This window comes from Pantoea sp. SGAir0430 (assembly GCF_043549295.1).
The window spans coordinates 663,485-683,879 of the sequence record NZ_CP039427.1 but is presented as its reverse complement, the minus strand read 5'-3'; the positions used below and the strand labels follow the sequence as shown (position 1 = coordinate 683,879).

General features: G+C 56.7%; 28 protein-coding genes. 19 read left to right on the top strand and 9 right to left on the bottom strand.

The features are described 5' to 3' along the window. Positions 1–3 precede the first annotated feature (3 nt). From fliS to E7738_RS03315, 3 genes are all read left to right on the top strand, one after another. Positions 4–405, top strand: a complete 402-nt coding sequence (gene fliS, locus E7738_RS03325) for a flagellar export chaperone FliS (RefSeq protein ID WP_021509889.1) — start codon at positions 4–6, stop codon at positions 403–405. Positions 406–407: 2 nt separating this feature from the next. Then, complete coding sequence (gene fliT / locus E7738_RS03320) at positions 408–767, top strand: flagella biosynthesis regulatory protein FliT (protein WP_088516921.1); 360 nt, start codon at positions 408–410, stop codon at positions 765–767. A gap of 177 nt (positions 768–944) precedes the next feature. After that, positions 945–1,619, top strand: coding sequence for a class I SAM-dependent methyltransferase (locus tag E7738_RS03315; RefSeq protein WP_058757411.1), 675 nt, complete (start codon positions 945–947; stop codon positions 1,617–1,619). Positions 1,620–1,688: 69 nt separating this feature from the next. Here E7738_RS03315 and yedD read toward each other — a convergent pair whose 3' ends face one another. Next, positions 1,689–2,150, bottom strand: coding sequence for a lipoprotein YedD (gene yedD, locus E7738_RS03310; protein ID WP_159377220.1), 462 nt, complete (start codon positions 2,148–2,150; stop codon positions 1,689–1,691). A 207-nt stretch (positions 2,151–2,357) separates the two neighbouring features. Between yedD and E7738_RS03305 the strand changes: the two genes are divergently transcribed. The 4 genes from E7738_RS03305 (at position 2,358) to E7738_RS03290 (ending at position 6,178) form a co-directional block, all read left to right on the top strand. Then, positions 2,358–3,902 (top strand): methyl-accepting chemotaxis protein, encoded by a 1,545-nt coding sequence (locus E7738_RS03305; RefSeq protein WP_058771162.1) that lies wholly within the window; start codon positions 2,358–2,360, stop codon positions 3,900–3,902. A 9-nt stretch (positions 3,903–3,911) separates the two neighbouring features. Further along, a complete protein-coding gene (locus E7738_RS03300; RefSeq protein ID WP_394516094.1) occupies positions 3,912–5,204 on the top strand; it encodes an ABC transporter substrate-binding protein in 1,293 nt (430 codons plus the stop codon). 73 nt (positions 5,205–5,277) lie between these two features. After that, positions 5,278–5,601: a DUF6388 family protein gene (locus E7738_RS03295; RefSeq protein WP_058776037.1), complete on the top strand. Its 324-nt coding sequence runs from the start codon at positions 5,278–5,280 to the stop codon at positions 5,599–5,601. A 337-nt stretch (positions 5,602–5,938) separates the two neighbouring features. Then, positions 5,939–6,178 (top strand): DinI-like family protein, encoded by a 240-nt coding sequence (locus E7738_RS03290; RefSeq protein ID WP_021509882.1) that lies wholly within the window; start codon positions 5,939–5,941, stop codon positions 6,176–6,178. A gap of 17 nt (positions 6,179–6,195) precedes the next feature. Here E7738_RS03290 and E7738_RS03285 read toward each other — a convergent pair whose 3' ends face one another. Continuing rightward, positions 6,196–6,462: a hypothetical protein gene (locus E7738_RS03285; protein ID WP_021509881.1), complete on the bottom strand. Its 267-nt coding sequence runs from the start codon at positions 6,460–6,462 to the stop codon at positions 6,196–6,198. A 219-nt stretch (positions 6,463–6,681) separates the two neighbouring features. Between E7738_RS03285 and E7738_RS03280 the strand changes: the two genes are divergently transcribed. Further along, positions 6,682–7,272, top strand: coding sequence for an acyltransferase (locus tag E7738_RS03280; protein WP_233210692.1), 591 nt, complete (start codon positions 6,682–6,684; stop codon positions 7,270–7,272). A 24-nt stretch (positions 7,273–7,296) separates the two neighbouring features. On the opposite strand, the gene E7738_RS03275 is transcribed toward E7738_RS03280, so the two are convergent. The 3 genes from E7738_RS03275 to E7738_RS03265 form a co-directional block, all read right to left on the bottom strand. After that, the gene (locus E7738_RS03275; RefSeq protein WP_394516093.1) at positions 7,297–7,806 is read right to left on the bottom strand and encodes a hypothetical protein; all 510 of its coding nucleotides are present in this window, start codon (positions 7,804–7,806) and stop codon (positions 7,297–7,299) included. An 82-nt stretch (positions 7,807–7,888) separates the two neighbouring features. Beyond that, the gene (locus E7738_RS03270; protein ID WP_104093185.1) at positions 7,889–8,218 is read right to left on the bottom strand and encodes a hypothetical protein; all 330 of its coding nucleotides are present in this window, start codon (positions 8,216–8,218) and stop codon (positions 7,889–7,891) included. Next, positions 8,199–8,588 carry a hypothetical protein gene (locus E7738_RS03265; protein WP_031280179.1) on the bottom strand — a complete coding sequence of 130 codons (390 nt, stop codon included), beginning with the start codon at positions 8,586–8,588 and terminating at the stop codon, positions 8,199–8,201. Before E7738_RS03265 ends, E7738_RS03270 begins: the two co-directional genes overlap by 20 nt. A 141-nt stretch (positions 8,589–8,729) precedes the next feature. Here E7738_RS03265 and E7738_RS03260 point away from each other — a divergent pair, with 141 nt between their 5' ends. Continuing rightward, positions 8,730–9,365, top strand: coding sequence for a S24 family peptidase (locus E7738_RS03260; protein ID WP_394516092.1), 636 nt, complete (start codon positions 8,730–8,732; stop codon positions 9,363–9,365). A 57-nt stretch (positions 9,366–9,422) separates the two neighbouring features. Here E7738_RS03260 and E7738_RS03255 read toward each other — a convergent pair whose 3' ends face one another. Next, complete coding sequence (locus tag E7738_RS03255; protein ID WP_394516091.1) at positions 9,423–9,671, bottom strand: hypothetical protein; 249 nt, start codon at positions 9,669–9,671, stop codon at positions 9,423–9,425. 243 nt (positions 9,672–9,914) lie between these two features. On the opposite strand from E7738_RS03255, the gene E7738_RS03250 reads away from it, so the two are divergent. Further along, on the top strand, positions 9,915–11,126 hold the full coding sequence (locus tag E7738_RS03250; protein ID WP_058776032.1) for a diguanylate phosphodiesterase: 1,212 nt from the start codon (positions 9,915–9,917) through the stop codon (positions 11,124–11,126). A 36-nt stretch (positions 11,127–11,162) separates the two neighbouring features. Here the strand turns inward: E7738_RS03250 and E7738_RS03245 are convergent, their stop codons facing one another. Beyond that, positions 11,163–11,384, bottom strand: coding sequence for a hypothetical protein (locus E7738_RS03245; RefSeq protein WP_058771156.1), 222 nt, complete (start codon positions 11,382–11,384; stop codon positions 11,163–11,165). Between the two features lie 241 nt (positions 11,385–11,625). Then, positions 11,626–11,889 carry a biofilm/acid-resistance regulator YmgB/AriR gene (locus E7738_RS03240; protein ID WP_058757399.1) on the bottom strand — a complete coding sequence of 88 codons (264 nt, stop codon included), beginning with the start codon at positions 11,887–11,889 and terminating at the stop codon, positions 11,626–11,628. A gap of 538 nt (positions 11,890–12,427) precedes the next feature. Here E7738_RS03240 and E7738_RS03235 point away from each other — a divergent pair. The 3 genes from E7738_RS03235 (at position 12,428) to E7738_RS03225 (ending at position 13,242) form a co-directional block, all read left to right on the top strand. After that, on the top strand, positions 12,428–12,628 hold the full coding sequence (locus E7738_RS03235) for a hypothetical protein (protein WP_058757398.1): 201 nt from the start codon (positions 12,428–12,430) through the stop codon (positions 12,626–12,628). A gap of 169 nt (positions 12,629–12,797) precedes the next feature. Further along, entirely contained in the window at positions 12,798–12,983 is a 186-nt protein-coding gene (locus E7738_RS03230; RefSeq protein ID WP_058785645.1) for a hypothetical protein, read from the top strand. A gap of 85 nt (positions 12,984–13,068) precedes the next feature. Beyond that, positions 13,069–13,242 (top strand): hypothetical protein, encoded by a 174-nt coding sequence (locus E7738_RS03225; RefSeq protein ID WP_158251397.1) that lies wholly within the window; start codon positions 13,069–13,071, stop codon positions 13,240–13,242. A gap of 45 nt (positions 13,243–13,287) precedes the next feature. Here the strand turns inward: E7738_RS03225 and fliE are convergent, their stop codons facing one another. Continuing rightward, on the bottom strand, positions 13,288–13,599 hold the full coding sequence (fliE, locus tag E7738_RS03220; protein ID WP_021509871.1) for a flagellar hook-basal body complex protein FliE: 312 nt from the start codon (positions 13,597–13,599) through the stop codon (positions 13,288–13,290). 277 nt (positions 13,600–13,876) lie between these two features. Here fliE and fliF point away from each other — a divergent pair, with 277 nt between their 5' ends. From fliF to E7738_RS03190, 6 genes are read left to right on the top strand one after another with little or no spacing between them, the layout of a single operon-like run. Further along, positions 13,877–15,595: a flagellar basal-body MS-ring/collar protein FliF gene (gene fliF / locus E7738_RS03215; RefSeq protein WP_211725780.1), complete on the top strand. Its 1,719-nt coding sequence runs from the start codon at positions 13,877–13,879 to the stop codon at positions 15,593–15,595. Beyond that, positions 15,592–16,584, top strand: coding sequence for a flagellar motor switch protein FliG (gene fliG / locus E7738_RS03210; RefSeq protein ID WP_021509869.1), 993 nt, complete (start codon positions 15,592–15,594; stop codon positions 16,582–16,584). The genes fliF and fliG overlap by 4 nt, the downstream gene beginning before the upstream one ends. Further along, a complete protein-coding gene (fliH, locus tag E7738_RS03205; RefSeq protein ID WP_021509868.1) occupies positions 16,577–17,281 on the top strand; it encodes a flagellar assembly protein FliH in 705 nt (234 codons plus the stop codon). The genes fliG and fliH overlap by 8 nt, the downstream gene beginning before the upstream one ends. After that, positions 17,281–18,636, top strand: coding sequence for a flagellar protein export ATPase FliI (gene fliI, locus E7738_RS03200; protein ID WP_021509867.1), 1,356 nt, complete (start codon positions 17,281–17,283; stop codon positions 18,634–18,636). The genes fliH and fliI overlap by 1 nt, the downstream gene beginning before the upstream one ends. 24 nt (positions 18,637–18,660) lie before the next feature. Continuing rightward, on the top strand, positions 18,661–19,104 hold the full coding sequence (gene fliJ, locus E7738_RS03195) for a flagellar export protein FliJ (RefSeq protein WP_021509866.1): 444 nt from the start codon (positions 18,661–18,663) through the stop codon (positions 19,102–19,104). Further along, positions 19,101–20,366, top strand: coding sequence for a flagellar hook-length control protein FliK (locus E7738_RS03190; protein ID WP_394516090.1), 1,266 nt, complete (start codon positions 19,101–19,103; stop codon positions 20,364–20,366). The genes fliJ and E7738_RS03190 overlap by 4 nt, the downstream gene beginning before the upstream one ends. Positions 20,367–20,395: the final 29 nt, after the last annotated feature.

Genomic DNA, 20,395 nt, shown 5'->3' with positions numbered 1-20,395 from the left:
AATATGTACGCTAAATCGGGAACGCAGGCCTACGCACAGGTCGGTCTGGAAAGTGCCGTGTTAAGCGCCAGCCCACATCAGCTGGTGGTTTTACTGTTTGATGGCGCGCTCAGCGCCATGAAGAAAGCCACCATTCTGATGGATCAGGGCGACATTCCCGGTAAAGGCCAGGCGCTGTCGAAAGCCATTAATATCATTACTAATGGCTTACGCGCCGGGCTGAACCATGAAGCCGGTGGAGAGATTTCTGCCAATCTGGATAATCTTTACGAGTACATGACCCGCCGTCTGCTGGAAGCCAACCTGCACAACGATCCGGCAGCGATTGCGGAAGTCGAGCGCTTGCTGAGCAACATTGCCGACGCGTGGAAACAAATTGGTCCTCACGCCGTTCAGGAAGCGTAACCATGACTTCAGATAACGACCTGCTGCAGGGGTATCAGCGTTTGCTCAGCCTGAGTAATCAGATGTTGAAACAGGCGCGCCAGGGGCACTGGGATGATTTAGTGGCCAATGAGGCAGTTTACGTGAGCAGCGTTACGCACGTAGCGCGCGACCGCGATACCTCCGCCCTGCCTGCTGCGCTGCGTGTCCAGTTACGGCCCATGCTGAAGCAGGTGATGGACAATGAGCTTGAGATTAAGCAGTTGATGGCGACCCGCATGGAAGAACTGCGTTCGCTGGTCCAGCAAACCACGCAGCAACAGAAAGTCACCAACGCGTATGGTCGTTTTTCCAGTCAGGTGCTTTACCCCAGCGATTTATAATCCTCTCTGTCAGGGAGACGCTGTTCTCCCTGGATTCTTACCGCCCCGCCATGCTAAGCGTTTAATTACCCCCTTAAACTGAGCCTTATTACCGCCTTGAATGATGGCAACTGTGGCACATTTAACGCAGACCTTTTCAGCCTTGCCGGCTGCATTCTCTCTTTATAAGGCAACAACATGCTCGATATCGCGGATTTAAAAGTTTTTTTTCAGGAGCCTGAAATACAGCAGCTCATCGATGACACCTGGGATAAGGTCGGTGATGCTCTGGCACAGGCGCAGGCAGAATTACCGGCAGAGCTGGCCATGGCGCGCCGTGAACTCTCTTTCCATAGCCATGTAAAATGCCTGGGTTATCTTTGCTGGTTACTCGAGCATAATAATGTGGCGGGTGACATCATTGAAATCGGCGTGTGGAAAGGGAAATCGACGGCTTTCATGAATGAAATTTGCCAGCATAAACGTCGCATTATCAGCATCGATCCCATGGAGCTGGCAAATCAGGAAAGTGAGCTGCGCTTTTATCACGAAAAGCTGTTTCCCCAGGTTAATCTCATCCGTGGCTACTCTGAATTAAGTATTGAGCGGGTGCAGGCCCTTAATCCGCGTACCGTATTACTGCATATTGATGGCGGACACGAAGGCCGCCATGTATTGCTCGATTTCCTGTTATATTCGCCCACCCTGGTGCAAGGCGGCTTTATCGTCTTTGACGATTATCGCGATCACCAGTATTCACCGCAGGTCGGTCCTGCCGTGGATTTATTACGCGCGGGTGGCTATTTTAATGGTTTCGATGTGATTGGCAGTTTGCCCGGCTTTGAAAACAGCTATTTATTGCAGAAGCGATAACCGTTCCAGCCTGATGAAATGTCCTCTCCCGCAGTCGGGAGAGGAAGAAAAGCATTTCAGCTCTGTCCCTTATTTCTCTGCCGAGACCGGCCTGAGAATCTGCGGCTCAATATCCTGAATCACCGCATCGCCAGGGCGCTTTGCCACTTCGTCCAGCGCCTGCTGGCACTCGACGGTTGGGCGTTCCACTTTACGCAGCGTCAGGCCATCGTAGTGCAGCTCACCGTTCTCCAGCGAGAGCGGCATCACGCGCGCCTGACGGTTAACGTTAACCCAGTCATCATCCAGGCGCGTCAGCTTGCCTGGTTTGGCAATCACCCGCTGCCACTGGCGGCAGTCAAGGGTAGTGCCATCAGCGCTGACGATCAGGCTGGCCATAGCCTCGCTGCTGATCAGCTTGCTCTGCGGCCCCATCGTCTGCCAGTTACCCTGCAGTTCCAGCGGTGCCGGGGTTTTTACCGCTTCGTCATAACTGTTGATTTGCGCACAGCCGCTCAGCGCCAGCGCGGCCAGTACCATCCACTTTTTCATCTTCGGTCCCTACACTCGCATCAATGGCGGCTACGTTATAATGTTTTCCCGGCGTGACGCAAGGTATCTGCGGTGGAATCCCCCTTCTCTTTCTCCGGCGCCCTCAAGCTGTTCAACTCTTCGCCGATAACCTGATGTGAAGTCTAAAGCACCTGCACCCATAACAATATTGACGACTTACTCACCCTGGTTTCGGAGAACGCTGTTATGCGATTGACCCTTCGCGCACGTCTGGCTGCGATTGTCAGCCTGCTGTGCCTGTTACTGATTATTGCTGCCGTCTGGGGAATTATCGGCCTGCGCGCTGCCGATCAGCGCGCGCAAAATGCCTATCAGAACGAGCTGCTTCCGCTGCAATACTCCTCACGCCTGTACCGCATGGTGCAGGAGCAATCCGCTACCCTGTTCGATGCGCTGCGCTACTGGACCGACAGCAGTGAAGTGGAAAAACGCCTGGCGCGCATTGCGCAGTACGGTCAGCAAATCAACGCCGATCGCCATACCTGGCAGCAGCTGGCGTTTGATGCGCAGACCAAACCGCTGAGCCAGCGCTTCCTGACCCATCTCGACGGCTGGCAGGGTGCGCTGCATGAAGCCGGTGAGCTGCTGAAAGGCGGTAACCCGTCCGCCGCACTGGTGGTCATCGAAACCCGCCTGCGCAGCGGCAGCCAGTTGCTGCAGCAGGACATTGACCAGCTGGATGCGCTGATGCGGCAGCATGCGCAGACGGCCTGGCAGCAGGGCAACCGCGACTACCTGCTGGCACGCAATAGCCTGATCGCCATCCTGCTGTTGGGTCTGAGTCTGGCGCTGGTCTCCGGCTGGCTGCTGATCCGCTCGATTAACCGTTCCATCGCCCAGGCGCGCGAACTGGCGGATGCCATTGCCGGCGGCGAGCTCAATCACCGTATCGGTACGGTAACGCGCGATGAGATGGGTGAACTGATGCAGGCGCTGCTGCGCATGGATGTGCGGCTGGCGGAGATCGTGCGCGAGGTGGGCGAAAGTGCCCATGCACTGAGCGATGCGGCACGCCAGATGGCGGATGGCAACGACGACCTGTCGGAGCGCACCCACGCGCAGGCCAGTTCGCTGGAGCAGACTGCGGCCAGTATGGAGCAGATGACCGCCACGGTGAAACACAACGCGGACAACGCCGCGCAGGCCAATGAGCTGGCAAGCGATGTGCGCCATCAGGCCGAGCGCGGCAGCGGTGTACTGCGCGACGCGGTGAGTGCGATGGAGGAGATTGAATCCTCCAGCAAGCGCATCGCGGATATCAACCGCGTGATTGATGAAATCGCCTTCCAGACCAACCTGCTGGCACTGAATGCGGCGGTAGAAGCGGCGCGCGCCGGGGAACAGGGACGCGGCTTCGCGGTAGTGGCGTCAGAGGTGCGACAGCTGGCGCAGCGTTCGGCCGGTGCCGCACAGGAGATCAAGGCGCTGATCGATGCCAGCGTGGGTAAAGTCGAAGCCGGCAGCGCGCTGGTGCAGCGCTCTGGCGAGATGCTCAACGACATCAACCACGGCGTGGCGCGCATGGTGGATATCGTTGGTGAGATCGCTGTGGCCAGCCGCCAGCAATCCAGCGGCATTGAGCAGGTGAACACCGCAGTAATCCAGATGGACGGTGCCACCCAGCAGAATGCATCGCTGGTGCAGCAGGCCAGCGCGGCCAGCCAGACGGTGAGCCAGCATGCCGGTTTGCTGGTGGAAAAAATGGCGTTCTTCCGCCTGCAGCAGCCATAAGGAGCCGCCATGAAGCGTACCATAATTGCGCTGCTGGCCGCGCTGCCGCTGCTCAGCCAGGCCGCCACCACGCTCAATATCGCCACCATTGCCAATGGTGACATGACTATCATGCAGCAGCTGTCGAGCCGTTACGAACAGCAGCATCCGGACGTGAAACTGCAGTGGCACGTGATGGATGATGGCGCCCTGCGCCAGGCGGTGCTGGCAGCCATGAACAGCGGTGACGCAAAATTTGATGTGATTACCGTGGGTACCTATGAAGCGCCGCTGTGGGGTAAAAAAGGCTGGCTGGCGCCGCTTAATAACCTGCCGCCAGAGTATGACAGCGACGATCTGCTGACGCCGGTGCGCAAAGCACTGTCCTGGCAGCAAACGCTGTACGCGCTACCGTTTTACGGGGAAAGCAGCATGACCTATTACCGCAAAGATCTGTTTGCGGCGAAAGGGCTGACCATGCCGGACGATCCCGACTGGACCGACATCAAAAATTTCGCGGCGAAACTCACCGATCCTCAGCACGGTATCTATGGCCTGTGCCTGCGCGGCCAGCCCGGCTGGGGCGATAACGTGGCCCTGCTCACCACCATGGCCAACGCCTATGGTGCGCAGTGGTTTGACGATCGCTGGCAGCCGACGCTGAATTCGCCAGAGTGGCGCGAGGTATTGACCGATTATCTGGCGATGGTGAAACAGGACGGTCCGCCGGATACGGCCAGCAATAGCTTTGGCCAGATCCTGCATCTTACCGCACAGGGAAAATGCGCGATGTGGATCGACAGTACCGTCGCCGCCGGGCTGCTGATTAACCCGCAGATTTCGCTGGTAGCGGACAAGCTGGCGTTTGCGCCGGCGCCGGGCGGCATTACGCGCAACGGCTCGCACTGGCTGTGGTCGTGGGCGCTTGCGGTACCGGCTAACTCACCGCAGCGCGCTGCCGCCGTGGACTTCATCAGCTGGGCGACCTCGCGGCAGTATATTCAGCAGGTTGCGGATACCGTCGGCTGGGGAGCGGTGCCACCCGGCAGCCGCAACTCCACCTACCAGCAGCCAAACTACCAGCGCCTGGCGCCTTACGCCGCTCAGGTGCGCAGCGCGATTGAATCCGCCACCGTCGATCAACCGACATTGAACACCGTACCTTACACCGGTGTGCAGTACGTCAGTATTGCTGGCTTTGATCAGATGGGTAACGCCGTCGGGCAGAATCTGGCGGCGCTGCTGCAGGGCAAGCTGACGGTGGACCAAACGCTGGAAAAAAATCAGCAGGACGTGACGCGCCTGCAAGCCGCACAGCAGTAAACATTCGGGGTTCCTGACAAGTCGCCGTGTGCGGGTTACACTAACGCGCAATTTGACCGGCAGGAACCCCCGAATGAAAACCCCTGAAGAGTATTACGCCCTGGCCCGCAGCCTGTTTTTCACCGCCCACCCTGATTTTCAGTCCGCGCTGGATGAACTGAGTGAGAGTGATGCGCGCGCCGCCAATATGTCCCTGCGTGAACTGCGCGCGTGGCACGCCGAGCGCATCTATGCCGCGTTTCTGCGTCAGAAGAAGCTCGACGGCATTCTGTTCTCCATCCAGCTGGCGGAACCGGATAAAGCAGTTGCTGCACAAGCGATTGAAACCTATCTGAAATCTCACGCGGAAGCGTTAGGTATGACGTGGGAAGAGTTCTGTATTAAGAACGAGTTATAAGCGATGCACTGATAAAAAGGCGATCGGAGAGAAATTTCCGGGGAAAAAGTTGTACAAGATGGGAAAAGTTGTATAACTTAATACTCACGACGACTGTCGTCGATTGTCCTTGAACGAAAGGTGCTATTGCACCGCCTCTGGAGGTGTTGCTGGATTTCCACCTCCAGAGGTTCGATTTTTTGCGTAGGCCCTCTGCTTTTGCCCGCTTTGTTCCCCTGTCGTTGCATCTTTACGCCGCGCTGTTTCACCCGTATGAAAATAATTGCCGCCATGCCGCTTGTCACTGGTTTTATTTACAGTAATATGACGCTCCCACTTTGATTACTGGAATGCCCTGATGTTTGTGGAGCTGATTTACGACAAGCGCAACGTAGCCGGTTTACCGGGCGCGCGCGAAATGATTTTGCAGGAGCTGGAGAAACGCGTGCAGCGCGTCTTTCCGGATCTGGAGGTGCGGGTTAAGCCGATGGAGCGTAATGCCATCGAAACCGATATGAGTAAAAACGACAAGGCGACGATTGCGCGTATTGTTGAAGAGATGTTCGATGAAGCCGAGATGTGGCTGGTGGCCGATTAGGCCACCAGCTGCCGCGTTTAGCTTTCCTGCTCGCTGTGATTGATGGCGATTTCCAGATCCTGAATCGCCTGATCGATATCATCCAGCAGCTGTCCCTGCTTGTTGATCAGCGCATCGAAACGCGTGGCGTACTCTTTATCCTTATACTCCCCGGCATCAAAGGCCAGCCAGTGGCTGGAAAGCGTCTCAGTGTTGGTCTGCGCATAGTGACGCATCTCTTTTAGCTGTGAGGTGACATCACGCAGGTAGTCAGTTTTGGTTTTGATTGCCTCTGTATCACTCATGCTATTTTCCTTTTTGCTGATAAAGCCAGTTAAAATAACGCCTGAGCAATTAAAGTTAGCAGATAATAGCGAAGCCGCCTGCAGAATTATCTTAACTTAGTCTCCATTCGTGGCTGATTGCGATGAATTGACGTCAGATTTAGCGCTTTTCTTTCGCTACAGACTGTTGCCTTCGCACCTATAATGGCACCCCAGCCCCGATCATCCGGAGAATGCACTGTGTCGACTGAACCTTTCAATCCTGGTTATTACACCGAACATGAGCTGAACAGTTTCGGCTTTAAACACGTCGGCAGGCAGGTCATGGTGGCAAAAAACTGCACCATTATTGGCCTGCACAATATCACCCTTGGCGATCACGTGCGCATCGACGGATTCTCGACCCTCGTGGCTGCCGGCGATGGGTATCTGACGCTTGGCTCCTACATTCATATTGGCGGTTACTGCGCCGTACTGGCGGGTGCCGGTGTGGAAATGGCGGATTTCTCGGGGCTTTCGCAGGGCGTAAAAATCTACTCGAAAAGTGATGACTACAGTGGGGAATTCATGACCAATCCCACCGTGCCTGCCCACCTGACCGGCGTCACCTCGGGGAAAGTGGTGCTGGGCCGACATGTTATCGTCGGTTCGCAATCCATTATTATGCCAGGCCTTAGGCTGGCAGAGGGAACGGCGGTAGGCGCCAATTCACTGATAACGCGCGATACCGAAGCGTGGTCGATCTACTTCGGCTCGCCCGCTAAAAAGATTAATAGCCGGCAGCGAAATCCGCTGGAACTGGAAAGGCAGATCACGCGACCGAACGGGTGATCAGGGCATCCCTGCCCGTCTGAATTACAGATACTTCTTCGCCAGCGCAATCAGTTCATCCTTTGCGGCGCTGCCCAGCTTCAGCACGCTCTGTTCAACAAAGCTGAAAGCCTGGACAAAGTCCTTCACCCCGGCGCTGATATCCTGCGCCACCGCATCACTGGCGGCAGTAGCAGTAACTGGCGCGTCGGGGACAGCAACCGGTGCGGCGGCCTGCGCGTTGCGCACGCCAGGCGTGGCGGCCGCTGAGGCGCCTGCGCTGGCCGAGCCGTTCGCCAGCGTATCCTGCGTTGCCAGCTGCTGATCGAGATCGACCGGAGCATCCGCATGAAACGGTTGCTCAGCGCTGGCTGGCGCTGCCGGTTGCGCGGCTGGCGTTGCGGCTGCCGGCGGCGTTGCTGGCTGGGCAACGCTGTCAGCTGCGCTGTCAGCGGCAGCTGGCGCGCTGGCCGTTTCGTTGGCAAAACTCTCCAGCGGTGACAATTCCTGTTGCGCCGCAGCGCTGGTTGGGTTGATGACAGTTTGATCGCTCATAATTTTCTCCTTATTGCTAAATAAAGACCGCAGTTGATGCAAACGGACTGCGATCCGCTCGGTAATACGCATCAGGTCCTCCTTAGCGCCGCTGCTGTGGCGCGGTTTGCTGCCCGGCCGGCGGCGTGGAGGGCGTTGTGGTGTGGCTGGCGCTGCGCGGCGGCTGAGCATCCAGCTTTTTCTGCAGCTCAACCAGCTGGCTGGTCAGTTCGGCGACCTTTGCTTCGCGTCGATCGGAGATCGCCCGGTACTGCTGGCGAATCTCCTCCACGCGCCGGTTGGCGTCGTTATTGACGTAAAGAAACAGAATGGTCATCGCCACACACAGCAGCGATAACAGCATCAGCAGGCCACCCAGCATCAGATGACGGCGGTGGCTTCGCACCAGCAGTTCACTGTTTATCTGCACCATCGCGGTTCTCCTCCAGAGTGGTGATCAATTGATTAATCTGGCTGCGAAACTTATCGCTGTGCTCGGCTTCGGTGGTCGCCAGCAGGATACCGAGTGCGTTCTTAATCAAACGCAGATCGGTCTCCAGCGATGAGATACGCCGCAGGTTTTTGTCGTGACGGATACGCAGTTCATCGTTTTCCTGGCGCATCAGCGCATGGCTCTCCTTGAGAAGCAGCACCTGCTCTTTGTAGCTGGTGATGATCTCGCCGCCCGCGCGATTGCTGGTGACGATAGACGCGATCCCCGCCATCAGGGGTTTCCAGAACACCGCTGCCGCGCCACCGCCAAGCAGCAGTGCGCCTACGCTGGTGACCAAACTACTCTCCATGCCCTACCTCTCTCACCTGGCGAGGGTTAGCCGGACACCCCGCTGACCTCCCTCGCCAGTATCACGGCCAGCGGCATATTTAAGTTTACTTTAAATAATGATTTTAAGTATACTTAAGTCAAGCCTGGAGGAGTTGTCAAGATGATGAAAAAAGAATCTGGTGGTGAGCGCATTCGCCAGCGCCGTAAGGCACTGAAATTAACGCAGCAGGCGCTGGCCAATGGCATTGGCGTGTCGCACGTTGCGGTTTCGCAGTGGGAGAAAGAAGAGACGGTGCCGCGTGGTGAGCATCTGCTGCGGCTGGCGGAGTTGCTGCAGTGTAGCGCGGCGTGGATTATTGATGGCGACGGCCAGCCGTTTGCCAGTACGCACGCTTCCCCCGCTCTCACTGCCGTGCCGCTGGTCACGCTGGTGCAGGCCGCGGACTGGCTGAATGAGCAGCGACTGCAGTGGCAGCAGGAGGCCGTCCGCTTTCTTTACAGTGACGAAGCGCTGAGCGACAGTGCGCTGGCGGTTACGCTGGAAGATGACGCCATGAACCCGGCGTATCGCGCCGGCGACCGGTTGATTTTTGATCCGCAACGCGTGCCCCAGCCGGGCGATGTGGTGCTGGCGCGGGTTGACGACGTCGCGATGGTGCGAATTATTCGGATGCACGACGAGCAAATTTTCTCGTTACGGCCGCTGAACGAAGATTTTCCCGTGCAGCAGAGTCAGAAAAGTTCGCTGGAACTGATTGGCACGCTGGTGGAAATGCGGCGGCGCGGCAGCCGCTGAAGCAGCAAAAAACCCGCCACGCGGCGGGTCAAATCCAACAAAAGACTACGGCAAAAATCACAACGTGTCGGTGAGATGATCGACGATCACCCTTCCCTCGGTATCGGTTTGCGTTATACGGTAACTAACGCGATAAGAGCGACGGTTACTCAGTTTATCGAACAGCGCCACGCTGCCCTTTTGCTCACCGTTGGCACCGACAATGTGCCATTCGGTGACATCTTCCTGTCCCCGGTTATGCAGGCGTAACAAGCTCTGCTCAACTAAACGATCGCTTTCATCAATCTTCAAATAATCACGCAACATCTTTATCACCTCCGGTTAACCCGGCTAACGATACGCTTTTCATTTATCCTTTCAATCGAATTTATTTATCGTTAATCTCGCTGGCCAGCGGTTGAGTTAAAATTCCACCTGGCGTGCCCCGCCAGCCGCTTCGGTTAAGTGGAATTTAATAAAATAGTTAACGATTACGCGTCTCAGCGCTGGACAGAACCTGCCGTCTGGCTGTTAATGTAAGGCAAAATAACGATAGCGCCGGACAATCTCATGCTGACTACCATCCTTTACCGCAGCCATCTCTATGATCACGTTCCCATCAAAACGCTGGAGGATATGGTTGGCAAAGCCAATAAGAAAAACGAAGTTTCAGATGTCACCGGCATTCTGTTGTTTGATGGACGACATTTCTTCCAGCTGCTTGAAGGGCCCGATCAGGCCGTTCAGGGCATTTACGACCGTATCTGCCGCGACGCCCGCCATCACAATCTGGTGGAGCTGATGCATGACTTCGCGCCAGCCCGGCGCTTTGGTAACGTCGGAATGGAGCTGTTTGACCTGCGCGAGCATGACAAATCCAGCGTACTGCAGGCGGTGCTGGATAAAGGCACGTCGCGTTACCAGCTGACCTATGACGACCGTGCACTGCAGTTCCTGCGCACCTTCGTTGAGGCGCGGGAAAAAGAGAACTATTTCGAGATCCCGCCGGCGAATACCTGGGAATTTATCACTGATGCGGAAAGCCAGCGTCAGCTGGAGAGTCTGCACCATTATGTGCAGGATTGCCGGTTTGCGTTTCAGCCGATTGTTGATCCCTTCTCGCGGCGTATTACGGCCTATGAAGCACTGATTCGCACGCCGGACGGCGGTTCACCTCAGGAGTACTTCTCTGCGTTTGGCGGTGATGCGATTTACCATGCTGATATTCAGTCCAAAAGTCTGGCCTTCAACCTGGCGAAAAATCTCGGCCTCGGCGAGCAGACGCTGACCATCAATCTGCTGCCGATGTCACTGGTCACCGTCCCGAATGCGGTGGATTTCCTGCTGCAGGAAATCGCGGCCAACGGTCTGGTACCGGAGCAGATCGTGGTGGAAGTGACGGAGAATGAAATCATCTCGCGTGCTGAAGAATTTACGGCAGAAGTAAGAAAACTTAAGGCGGCCGGTATCAGCCTGGCGCTGGATGACTTTGGTGCCGGGTTTGCGGGGTTGTCGCTGCTGTCTAAATTCCAGCCGGATAAGATCAAAATCGATCGGGAAATCATCAGTGACGTGCACAAAAGCGGCCCAAAACAGGCGATTGTGCATGCCATTATTAAGTGCTGCGCTTCGCTGGAGATCGCGGTGATTGCTGAAGGCGTGGAGAAAGCCGAGGAGTGGATGTGGCTGGAAGCGGTCGGTGTCAGTCAATTCCAGGGCTATCTGTTTGCCCGCCCACAGTTTAATGGTTTCCCGGCAGTAGCCTGGCCGGAGATTAAGTAACCGGCAAAGCTGACCGCCGTAACGGCGGTCACAGGCTTAACACTCAGTCTCACGCGCCGGTTCTTCCAGCCGTTCACTGAGCACTACGTACTTCATCATCTCAAAGGTACGCTGCGTCATTGGCACCGCGCTGCACGGGCGAAACCAGCCAAACTGCTTCTGGTACAGCCACACTTCCGGATGACGCTCGCCATCTTTAATCCAGTAATAACCATCATTCATAGGTTTGCCCAGCGGCCTGCGCCGCGAATCAGACATTCATGCGTGCCCGATAAAGTGATACGCCCTCTGGCGTAATGAGTAACCCTGCTTGCATGAAAGCTTACTCCAGCTAAATACTGTAGCAGAGAATAGAGGCAATTGTGCATTTCACGCTGGGCTTATTCAGGCAGGAAACGAGACGCGAAGAGAATAAATGCCCCTAAGCTAAGGGGCGAAACAAACAGGCAACTAAACGTCCGTGTTTCGGCAATGGAGTGGAGTACGACAGACACAGGTTTCAGGAAGCGATATCGTCAGGCGTGCGCTGAACAATAAGTTCCAGTGCCTGGCGATAAATATCCAGCTGAACCACGTCATGTTCAGACTCTAATCGCTCCAGCAGCGCCAGAATAATATCTTTATTGCTCACGCGCAGTTTCACCGCCGCCAGCTGTTTGTAAATCAGCGCGATGACCTCTTTTTCACTGGCATATTCTGAACCCGCGTGCTGGAAATATTCTGACAATTGAGACTCTGCTGACGTCGATGCATTCTGTTTCATAACAAGCCTCATCGGGTAAGCTGCAGTGCAAACTGCAGTGATTAATCGGTTACTCAGGTTAAATTTTTGAATCAGCACAGGTAAAAAAGCAGCCTCTGAAAGTGGAAATCCACAACACCTTCAGAGGCGATGCAAAGCATCATTCGTTACGTGTGACTGACTGCCACAAGCGAGAAGTTATACAAAGATGGAAAACTTGTACAACAATTTAGTTAGCATTTCGTGTGGTCAGAGGAGATTTGCACAATAATTTTGCCATTCTCTTCAACAATAAATCACCATTTTTGCAGGAAAAATCATGCGGTTAACCTGAATAAAATATCAGGCACTGTGCTAAGCCTCTCTTTCTGCTCAACAAAATTATTTTTACTCCTTGCTGACGCGTGCACTTCTATACAGCCCCCATAAACTTGTACAACTTTGCAAAACTGTACAATTTAGCCGTTCTGCGTGTAGAGTGTGAAAACGATTACGGCCGCCAGAAACGGCCAGCGATCAGCTAAAATTCATCACAACAAAACCCCTACTGGAGAGAAAGATGAAACAACACGAAACCAACAAGGAGCGTAAAAACGAGGGCGAGGTACACAAGGGTTTACCGGAAGCCGCGCCGCATGCAGGTAATGCTTATGAGGAAGATGATCATCCAGCCCATGATGATGCTCGTGAGCACGGCGAAATCCCGCGTACACGCGATGACAGTCAGGATGACAAAAAAGATCCTTATCAGGATCAGTAAAATACCTTCGATGATATCTGGACCGACCCACCGGATGTTATTTTCGTGGCCGCTGACTGCTGGCGTTAATAAGCGAAGCGGCAACCGAGATTGATCATTGAGTTTAATTAAGACATTATTTTGCGGAAATTAGAGAAGGCGTGCCTTCATTCATTTCTGGAGAGCACTGATGGATACGGGTTTTTACTGGGTAGGCAGCAGCACAACTGAGCCTGAGGTATGGTACTGGGATGCTGGACGCGGTTTTTATCGCCCGATGGAGCCGATACCGCTTTCTCTGCCTCGTTTTAAATCTGCCGGTTTTAAACTTCTCAGTGGCAAACTGATGCCACCGGAAGAGGTGCAATCTGCTTAGGTTTTCGTCTGCAGGTGAGAATATTGTCAGTTACGCTGTTAAGCGCAGCGTAGCTGAACTATATTCCTGTGAGGAGGACATGATAATGCAGGAAGGATTTTATTGGGTGCAGCGCGGCGCAGAACAGCCAGAAGTCTGGTTTTTCTCAACCAGTGGAGAAGGTGCCTGGTTTGAACCCACCAAAAACGATGCCATCAGCAAGCAACGCTTCGCTGAACAGGGCTACAGGACGATCAGCGAAAAACTGTCACTGCCCTGACCCTGACGAAACCGCCTCTCTCAGGCGGTTTTTTATTGCGCGCCGCTAGACCTGCATGCTCATGATCTCGCTGTAGGCATTCACCAGCTTGTTACGCACCTGAATCCCCATCTGCATCGAAATCGACGATTTCTGCAGATCGACCATCACATCATTCAACTGGATGCCCGGTTTACCCAGCTCAAAATCCTGCGCCTGACTGCGCGCAGCGGTCTGGGTGGCGCTGATTTTATCCAGCGCGGCTTTCATGGTGGCACCAAAATCGAGCTGACTGGCGGACTCGGTCGGTTTGCCACTGGCCTGCAGTGACGTCAGCTGCAGCTGCTGCAGTACGCCATCAATTGCCTGAATTGACATTGCCTGTACCTCATAGATGAAGGGTTCTTTTTTTCACGGAGGAAAAGTTAACACACTGTCAATAGGACAAAGGCGCTAAATGACTGCAAAAAACCCGGCTTATCCAGCCATCGAAGTGACACGATTCATCAAATAATGCCAGGCATTAGATTGGAATTTCATTTTTTCCCCTACCCCGTCGGCCAGCTACACGGCATCAACGGGCGGGGATGCGTATCAGGGAGTCAGTTTTGTCACCTACATACACCCGGTCAATTATGTCAGGCAGGAATTGGTCATGAATGCGAGTGCAGCCGCCACACAGGATACAGCAAAGAAAGGCTTTAATGACCTTCTCGCCCGCCTGCGCGCAAATCCGCGTATTCCATTAATCGTTGCTGCCGCGGCCGCTATCGCCGTGGTTCTGGCGCTGGTGCTGTGGGCCAAAGCGCCCGACTATCGCGTTCTCTATAACAACCTCTCTGATGAGGATGGCGGCGCGATTGTTACCCAGCTCACCCAGATGAACATCCCTTACCAGTTCGCTGAAAACGGCGGCGCCCTGATGGTGCCCGCCGATAAAGTGCATGAGCTGCGTCTGCGCCTTGCCCAGCAGGGACTGCCGAAAGGGGGTTCGGTAGGCTTTGAACTGATGGATAAAGAGAAGTTTGGTATCAGCCAGTTCAGTGAGCAGATTAACTACCAGCGTGCGCTGGAAGGTGAGCTGGCGCGCACCATCGAAACGCTCGGACCGGTGAAGAGCGCGCGCGTGCATCTGGCGATGCCAAAACCGACGCTGTTCGTGCGCGAGCAAAAATCTCCGTCTGCCTCAGTAACGCTGAACCTGCAACCGGGCCGTGCGCTGGATGAAGGCCAGATTCAGGCGATTCAGCACATGGTCTCCAGCAGCGTGGCCGGTCTGCCACCAGGCAATGTGACCGTGGTCGATCAGGCGGGTCGCCTGCTGACGCGCTCCGACAGCGAAGGCCGCGATCTTAATGATGCCCAGCTGAAATACGCCTCCGAAGTGGAAGCACGCTATCAGCAGCGCATTGAAGCCATTCTGAATCCGATTCTCGGTCAGGGTAATGTGCATGCGCAGGTGACCGCGCAGATTAACTTTGACCGCAGCGAGCAGACGGACGAGAAGTATCAGCCGAATGCGAACCCGAATAACACGGCGATTCGCTCACGCCAGACCAGCACCAGCGATCAGAACGGCAGCCCGTATCCGGGCGGCGTGCCGGGTGCGCTGTCGAATCAGCCTGCGCCGGCCAATACCGCGCCGGTCACCAACCCGCAGCAGCAGAACAATAACAACGCTAACGGCCAGCAGAACAACAACGCGCAGAATGCCGGCACCTCGACCAGCACCGCGCAGAGCAGCGGCCCGAGCAGCTCCAGCCGCAACGATACGGTGAACTACGAGCTGGATCGCACCATTCGTCACACCAAACTCAACGTCGGTGACGTGCAGCGCCTGTCGGTCGCCGTGGTGGTCAACTACCGCGATGACGGCAAAGGCAAAGCGGTGGCGCTGAACGATCAGCAGATCAAGCAGATTGAAGATCTGACCCGCGAAGCGATGGGCTATTCGCAAACACGTGGCGACAGCGTCAACGTGGTGAACTCGCAGTTCAACACCACCGAGCCGACCGGCGGCGACCTGCCCTTCTGGCAGCAGCAGTCGTTCTTTGATCAGCTGATGACCGCCGGTCGCTGGCTGCTGGTGGCACTGGTTGCCTTCATCCTCTACCGCAAAATGGTGCGTCCGCAGCTGCTGCGTAAACGCGAAGCCGAGAAAGCCGCCGCCGAAGCCGCCGCTGCCCGTGCTGCCGCGCGTGAAGAAGAAGCCGCTTACAGCGTCCAGATCAATAAAGACGAGCTGGACCAGGAGCGCAAATCTAACAACCGCATGAGCGCCGAGGTGATGAGCCAGCGCATCCGCGATATGTCTGAAAACGATCCGCGCGTTGTGGCGCTGGTTATCCGCGAATGGATGAGTAACGAACTATGAGTCTGACCGGTACTGAAAAGAGCGCCATTCTGATGATGACCATTGGCGAAGAGCGTGCGGCCGAGGTGTTTAAACACCTCAACCAGCGTGAGGTACAGCACCTCAGCGCCGCGATGGCCAGCATGAAACAGATTTCGCACAAGCAGCTGACCGAAGTGCTGCGCGAGTTCGAAACCGATGCCGAACAGTTTGCTGCGCTGAGCCTCAACTCCAACGACTACCTGCGTTCGGTGTTGATCAAGGCGCTGGGCGAAGAGCGCGCCTCCAGCCTGCTGGAAGATATCCTCGAAACACGCGAAACCACCAGCGGCATGGAAACCCTCAACTTTATGGAGCCGCAGGCGGCGGCGGATCTGATCCGCGACGAGCACCCGCAGATTATCGCCACCATTCTGGTACACCTGAAGCGCGGCCAGGCGGCGGATATTCTGGCGCTGTTCGACGAGCGTCTGCGCCACGATGTGATGCTGCGTATCGCCACCTTCGGCGGCGTACAGCCAGCGGCGCTGGCAGAGCTGACCGAAGTGCTCAATGGCCTGCTGGATGGCACCAACCTCAAACGCGCGAAGATGGGCGGCGTGAGAACCGCAGCGGAAATCATCAACCTGATGAAAACCCAGCAGGAAGAAGCGGTTATCGAAGCAGTACGCGACTTCGATGGCGAGCTGGCGCAGAAGATCATCGACGAGATGTTCCTGTTCGAAAACCTGGTGGAAGTGGACGACCGCAGCATCCAGCGTCTGTTGCAGGAAGTGGAGTCCGAGCAGCTGCTGATTGCCCTGAAAGGCGCCGAGCAGCCGCTGCGCGAGAAATTCCTCAAAAACATGTCGGCGCGTGCCGCCGATATCCTGCGCGACGACCTCGCCAACCGTGGCCCGGTCCGTATGTCCGCGGTGGAGAACGAACAGAAAGCAATCCTGCTTATCGTGCGCCGTCTGGCGGAAGCAGGCGAGATGGTAATTGGTGGTGGCGAGGAAACCTATGTCTGATGCCTTTTCCGCCCGTGCATGGCAGCGCTGGCAGCCTGATGATTTAGGCGCACCGCAGCCGCCCGAACCTGAACTGCTGCTGGCAGAGGAGCCGGACAGCGACCTCGTGCTGAGCGAGGAAGATGAACAGCAGCAGCAGCTGGAACGTCTGCAGCAGCAGATGCGTAAAGATGCGCAGACGCAGGGCTACAGCGAAGGTTATCAGAAAGGCTTCGCCGAAGCGCAGCAAAACGGCTATGACGCCGGGTTCCAGCAGGGACTGGCCGATGCCCAGCAGCAGCAGGCTCCGTTACAGGCGCGTATGCAGCAGCTGGTCACCGAGTTTCATCACACGCTGGAAGCGCTGGATAGCGTGATTGCGTCGCGCCTGATGCAGCTGGCGCTGGAAGCGGCGCGCACGGTGATTGGCCAGGCGACGCAGGTGGATGGCAGCGCCCTGCTGCGCCAGATCCAGCAGCTGATTCAGCAGGAGCCAATGTTCAGCGGCAAACCGCAGCTGCGCGTGCACCCGGACGATCTGCAGCGCGTTGAGCAGACGTTGGGCCCAACGCTCGATTTACACGGCTGGCGTTTGCTGGCCGACAGTTCGCTGCATCCCGGCGGCTGTAAACTCAGCGCCGAAGACGGCGATCTGGATGCCAGCGTCGCCACGCGCTGGCAGGAGCTGTGCCGTCTGGCGGCACCGGGAGCATTCTGATGACGTCACGCCTTTCGCGCTGGCTGGGCGCGCTCGACAGTTTTGAAGACCGCATCAGTCAGGTGCAGACGGTGCGCCGCTACGGCCGCCTGACGCGCGCCACCGGTCTGGTGCTGGAAGCCACCGGCCTGCAGCTGCCGCTGGGCGCCACCTGCATTATTGAGCGCCACGACAACGGCACGATTACCGAAGTGGAAAGCGAAGTGGTCGGCTTCAACGGCCAGAAACTGTTTCTGATGCCGCTGGAAGAGGTCGATGGCATTCTGCCCGGCGCGCGCGTGTATGCCCGCGTGCACGGCGATCACAGCGGTAAACAGTTGCTGCTGGGGCCGGAGCTACTTGGTCGCGTGCTGGACGGCAGCGGCAAGCCGCTGGATGGCCTGCCCGCGCCGGAAACCGGCTACCGCGCGCCGCTGATCACCGCGCCGTTCAATCCGCTGCAGCGTACGCCGATCCACGATGTGCTGGATACCGGCGTGCGGGCAATCAACGCCCTGCTCACTGTGGGCCGCGGCCAGCGTATGGGGCTTTTTGCCGGCTCCGGCGTGGGGAAATCGGTGCTGCTCGGCATGATGGCGCGTTACACCAAAGCCGACGTCATCGTGGTGGGCCTGATTGGTGAACGTGGCCGCGAAGTTAAAGAGTTTATCGAGAACATTCTTGGCGCCGAAGGGCGCGCGCGCTCGGTGGTGATCGCCGCGCCGGCCGACGTTTCGCCACTGCTGCGTATGCAGGGGGCCGCTTATGCCACGCGCATCGCCGAAGATTTCCGCGATCGCGGTCAGCACGTGCTGCTGATCATGGACTCCCTCACCCGCTACGCCATGGCGCAGCGTGAGATCGCGCTGGCGATCGGCGAGCCGCCGGCCACCAAAGGCTATCCGCCATCGGTGTTCGCGAAGCTGCCGGCGCTGGTAGAACGCGCCGGCAACGGCATTCACGGCGGCGGTTCAATCACCGCGTTCTATACCGTACTGACCGAAGGCGACGACCAGCAGGACCCGATTGCCGACTCGGCACGCGCTATTCTCGACGGCCACATCGTGCTGTCGCGTCGCCTGGCGGAGGCCGGTCACTATCCGGCCATTGATATTGAAGCGTCGATCAGCCGTGCCATGACCTCGCTGATTGATGAAACCCACTATGCGCGCGTGCGCCAGTTCAAGCAGTTGCTCTCCAGCTTTCAGCGTAACCGCGATCTGGTGAGCGTCGGCGCTTATGCCGCAGGCAGCGATCCGATGCTGGACCGGGCCATTAAGCTCTATCCGCAGATGGAAGCTTTCCTGCAGCAGGGCATTTTTGAACGCAGCGATTATGACGATGCCTGTCTGCACCTGCAGGCGATGTTCGGCTAACGCCGCCCAACTTGAGGTAACGCGATGAAGACAGCCAATGCGATTGATACGCTGCGCGACCTGGCGGAGCAGGATCTGGAACAGGCGGTGATCCACCTCGGCGACATGCGTCGCGGTCAGCAGCAGGCCGATCAGCAGCTCAGCATGCTGCTCGATTACCAGGATGAGTACCGTAATAAGCTCAATCAGGATATGTCCGGCGGCATCGCCAGCACGCGCTGGAGCAATTATCACCAGTTTATTCAGACGCTGGAAAAAGCCATCGAACAGCATCGCCAGCAGCTTAATCAGTGGAACCAGCGGCTGGAACAGGCGCTGAGCAACTGGCGTGAAAAGCATAAGAAGCTGAATGCCTATCAGACGCTGATTACCCGCGCGGAAGAGAACGCATTACGACAGGAAAGCCGTCTCGATCAGAAACGGATGGATGAATTTGCCCAACGGGCCGCATTGAGGAAAGGCGAATGAACACGCTGCCAACACTGCTGACACAGCTTGCTAAAACCGGCAAAGCACAACCTTCATCGGCAGTGGACAATCTGTCCGCTGCTGACACCCTGCCGCAGGGATTTATTACTGAGCTGGGCAACCGCCTGCTGACGCTGGTTAAGCAGCAGGGAAATGGCGCGCAATCCGCTGATCTGGCGGCAGAAATTGACGCTAAAAACGTCACAAAAGCGTCATTAAGCGCCCTGCTGCAGGCACTGGACAAACCAGAGGCGTTAAACGCACTTTTACAGCCGGAAAACACTAAAGCCGGACTGAAATCAGCCGATGATAATGACAAGCGCGCAGCAAGTTCGTTAACTGCCAGCGACTTACAGAATGTGCAGGCGCTGTTTGCCATGTTGCCAGCGGTGGTCGAAAACCGCAGCAGCCCGCCAGCGGATAACAGCACCGCGCTGGAAACCCGGGGTGAGGCGCGCACCAGCTTAAACGCTGCGTTACTTAACAGTTCGCTGCAAAGTGTGCTGAAAGAGGAACAGGCGAAGCCGGATGGACAGCCATCTAAAGGCAGCGATGCGCTGACCAGCCTGACCGGTGTCAGCCATAGCCCGGTGCAGAGCGCGGCCGCCAGCGGCACGCCGGCCAGCAACAGCGGTATGACGCTGGATGAGAGTTTTCAGCAGGTGCTGAGCACGCTGAGCAAACCGGAAGAGCGGCGCGAGATGCCCAGCAGCCATGACAGCAGCGCGCCGGCCATCAGCAGCCCGCTGAGCAGTACAAGTCCGCTGGTCAGCACCACGGCCAGCACCAGCAGCGCGCCTTCCACGCCGATGCTGAATGCGCAGCTGGGCAGCAACGAGTGGCAGCAGGCGCTGAGTCAGCAGATTGTGATGTTCAGCCGTAACGGCCAGCAGAACGCCGAATTACGTCTGCATCCGGAAGACCTCGGCGCGATACAGATCAGCCTGACGCTGGATAAAGATCAGGCACAGTTAACAATGGTTTCCAGCCACAGCCATGTGAGGGCCGCGCTGGAAGCGGCGCTCCCACAGCTGCGTACGGCGCTGGCGGAGAGCGGCATTAACCTGGGACAGAGTAACGTCAACAGCGACGCCTTCGCACAGGGCCAGAGTTATCAGGGCCAGCAGGAAGGACGTCGCGACGGCCAGTACGGCAGCTTTACCCTCTCCCAGGACAGTGACAACGAGATAACGCCTATTGCCGTCCCGGCAGCCCTCCAGGCGCGCGCGACCGGCAACGGCGCTGTCGATATCTTTGCCTGACAGCGACTAAACGCTGAAGGTAAGCGTAA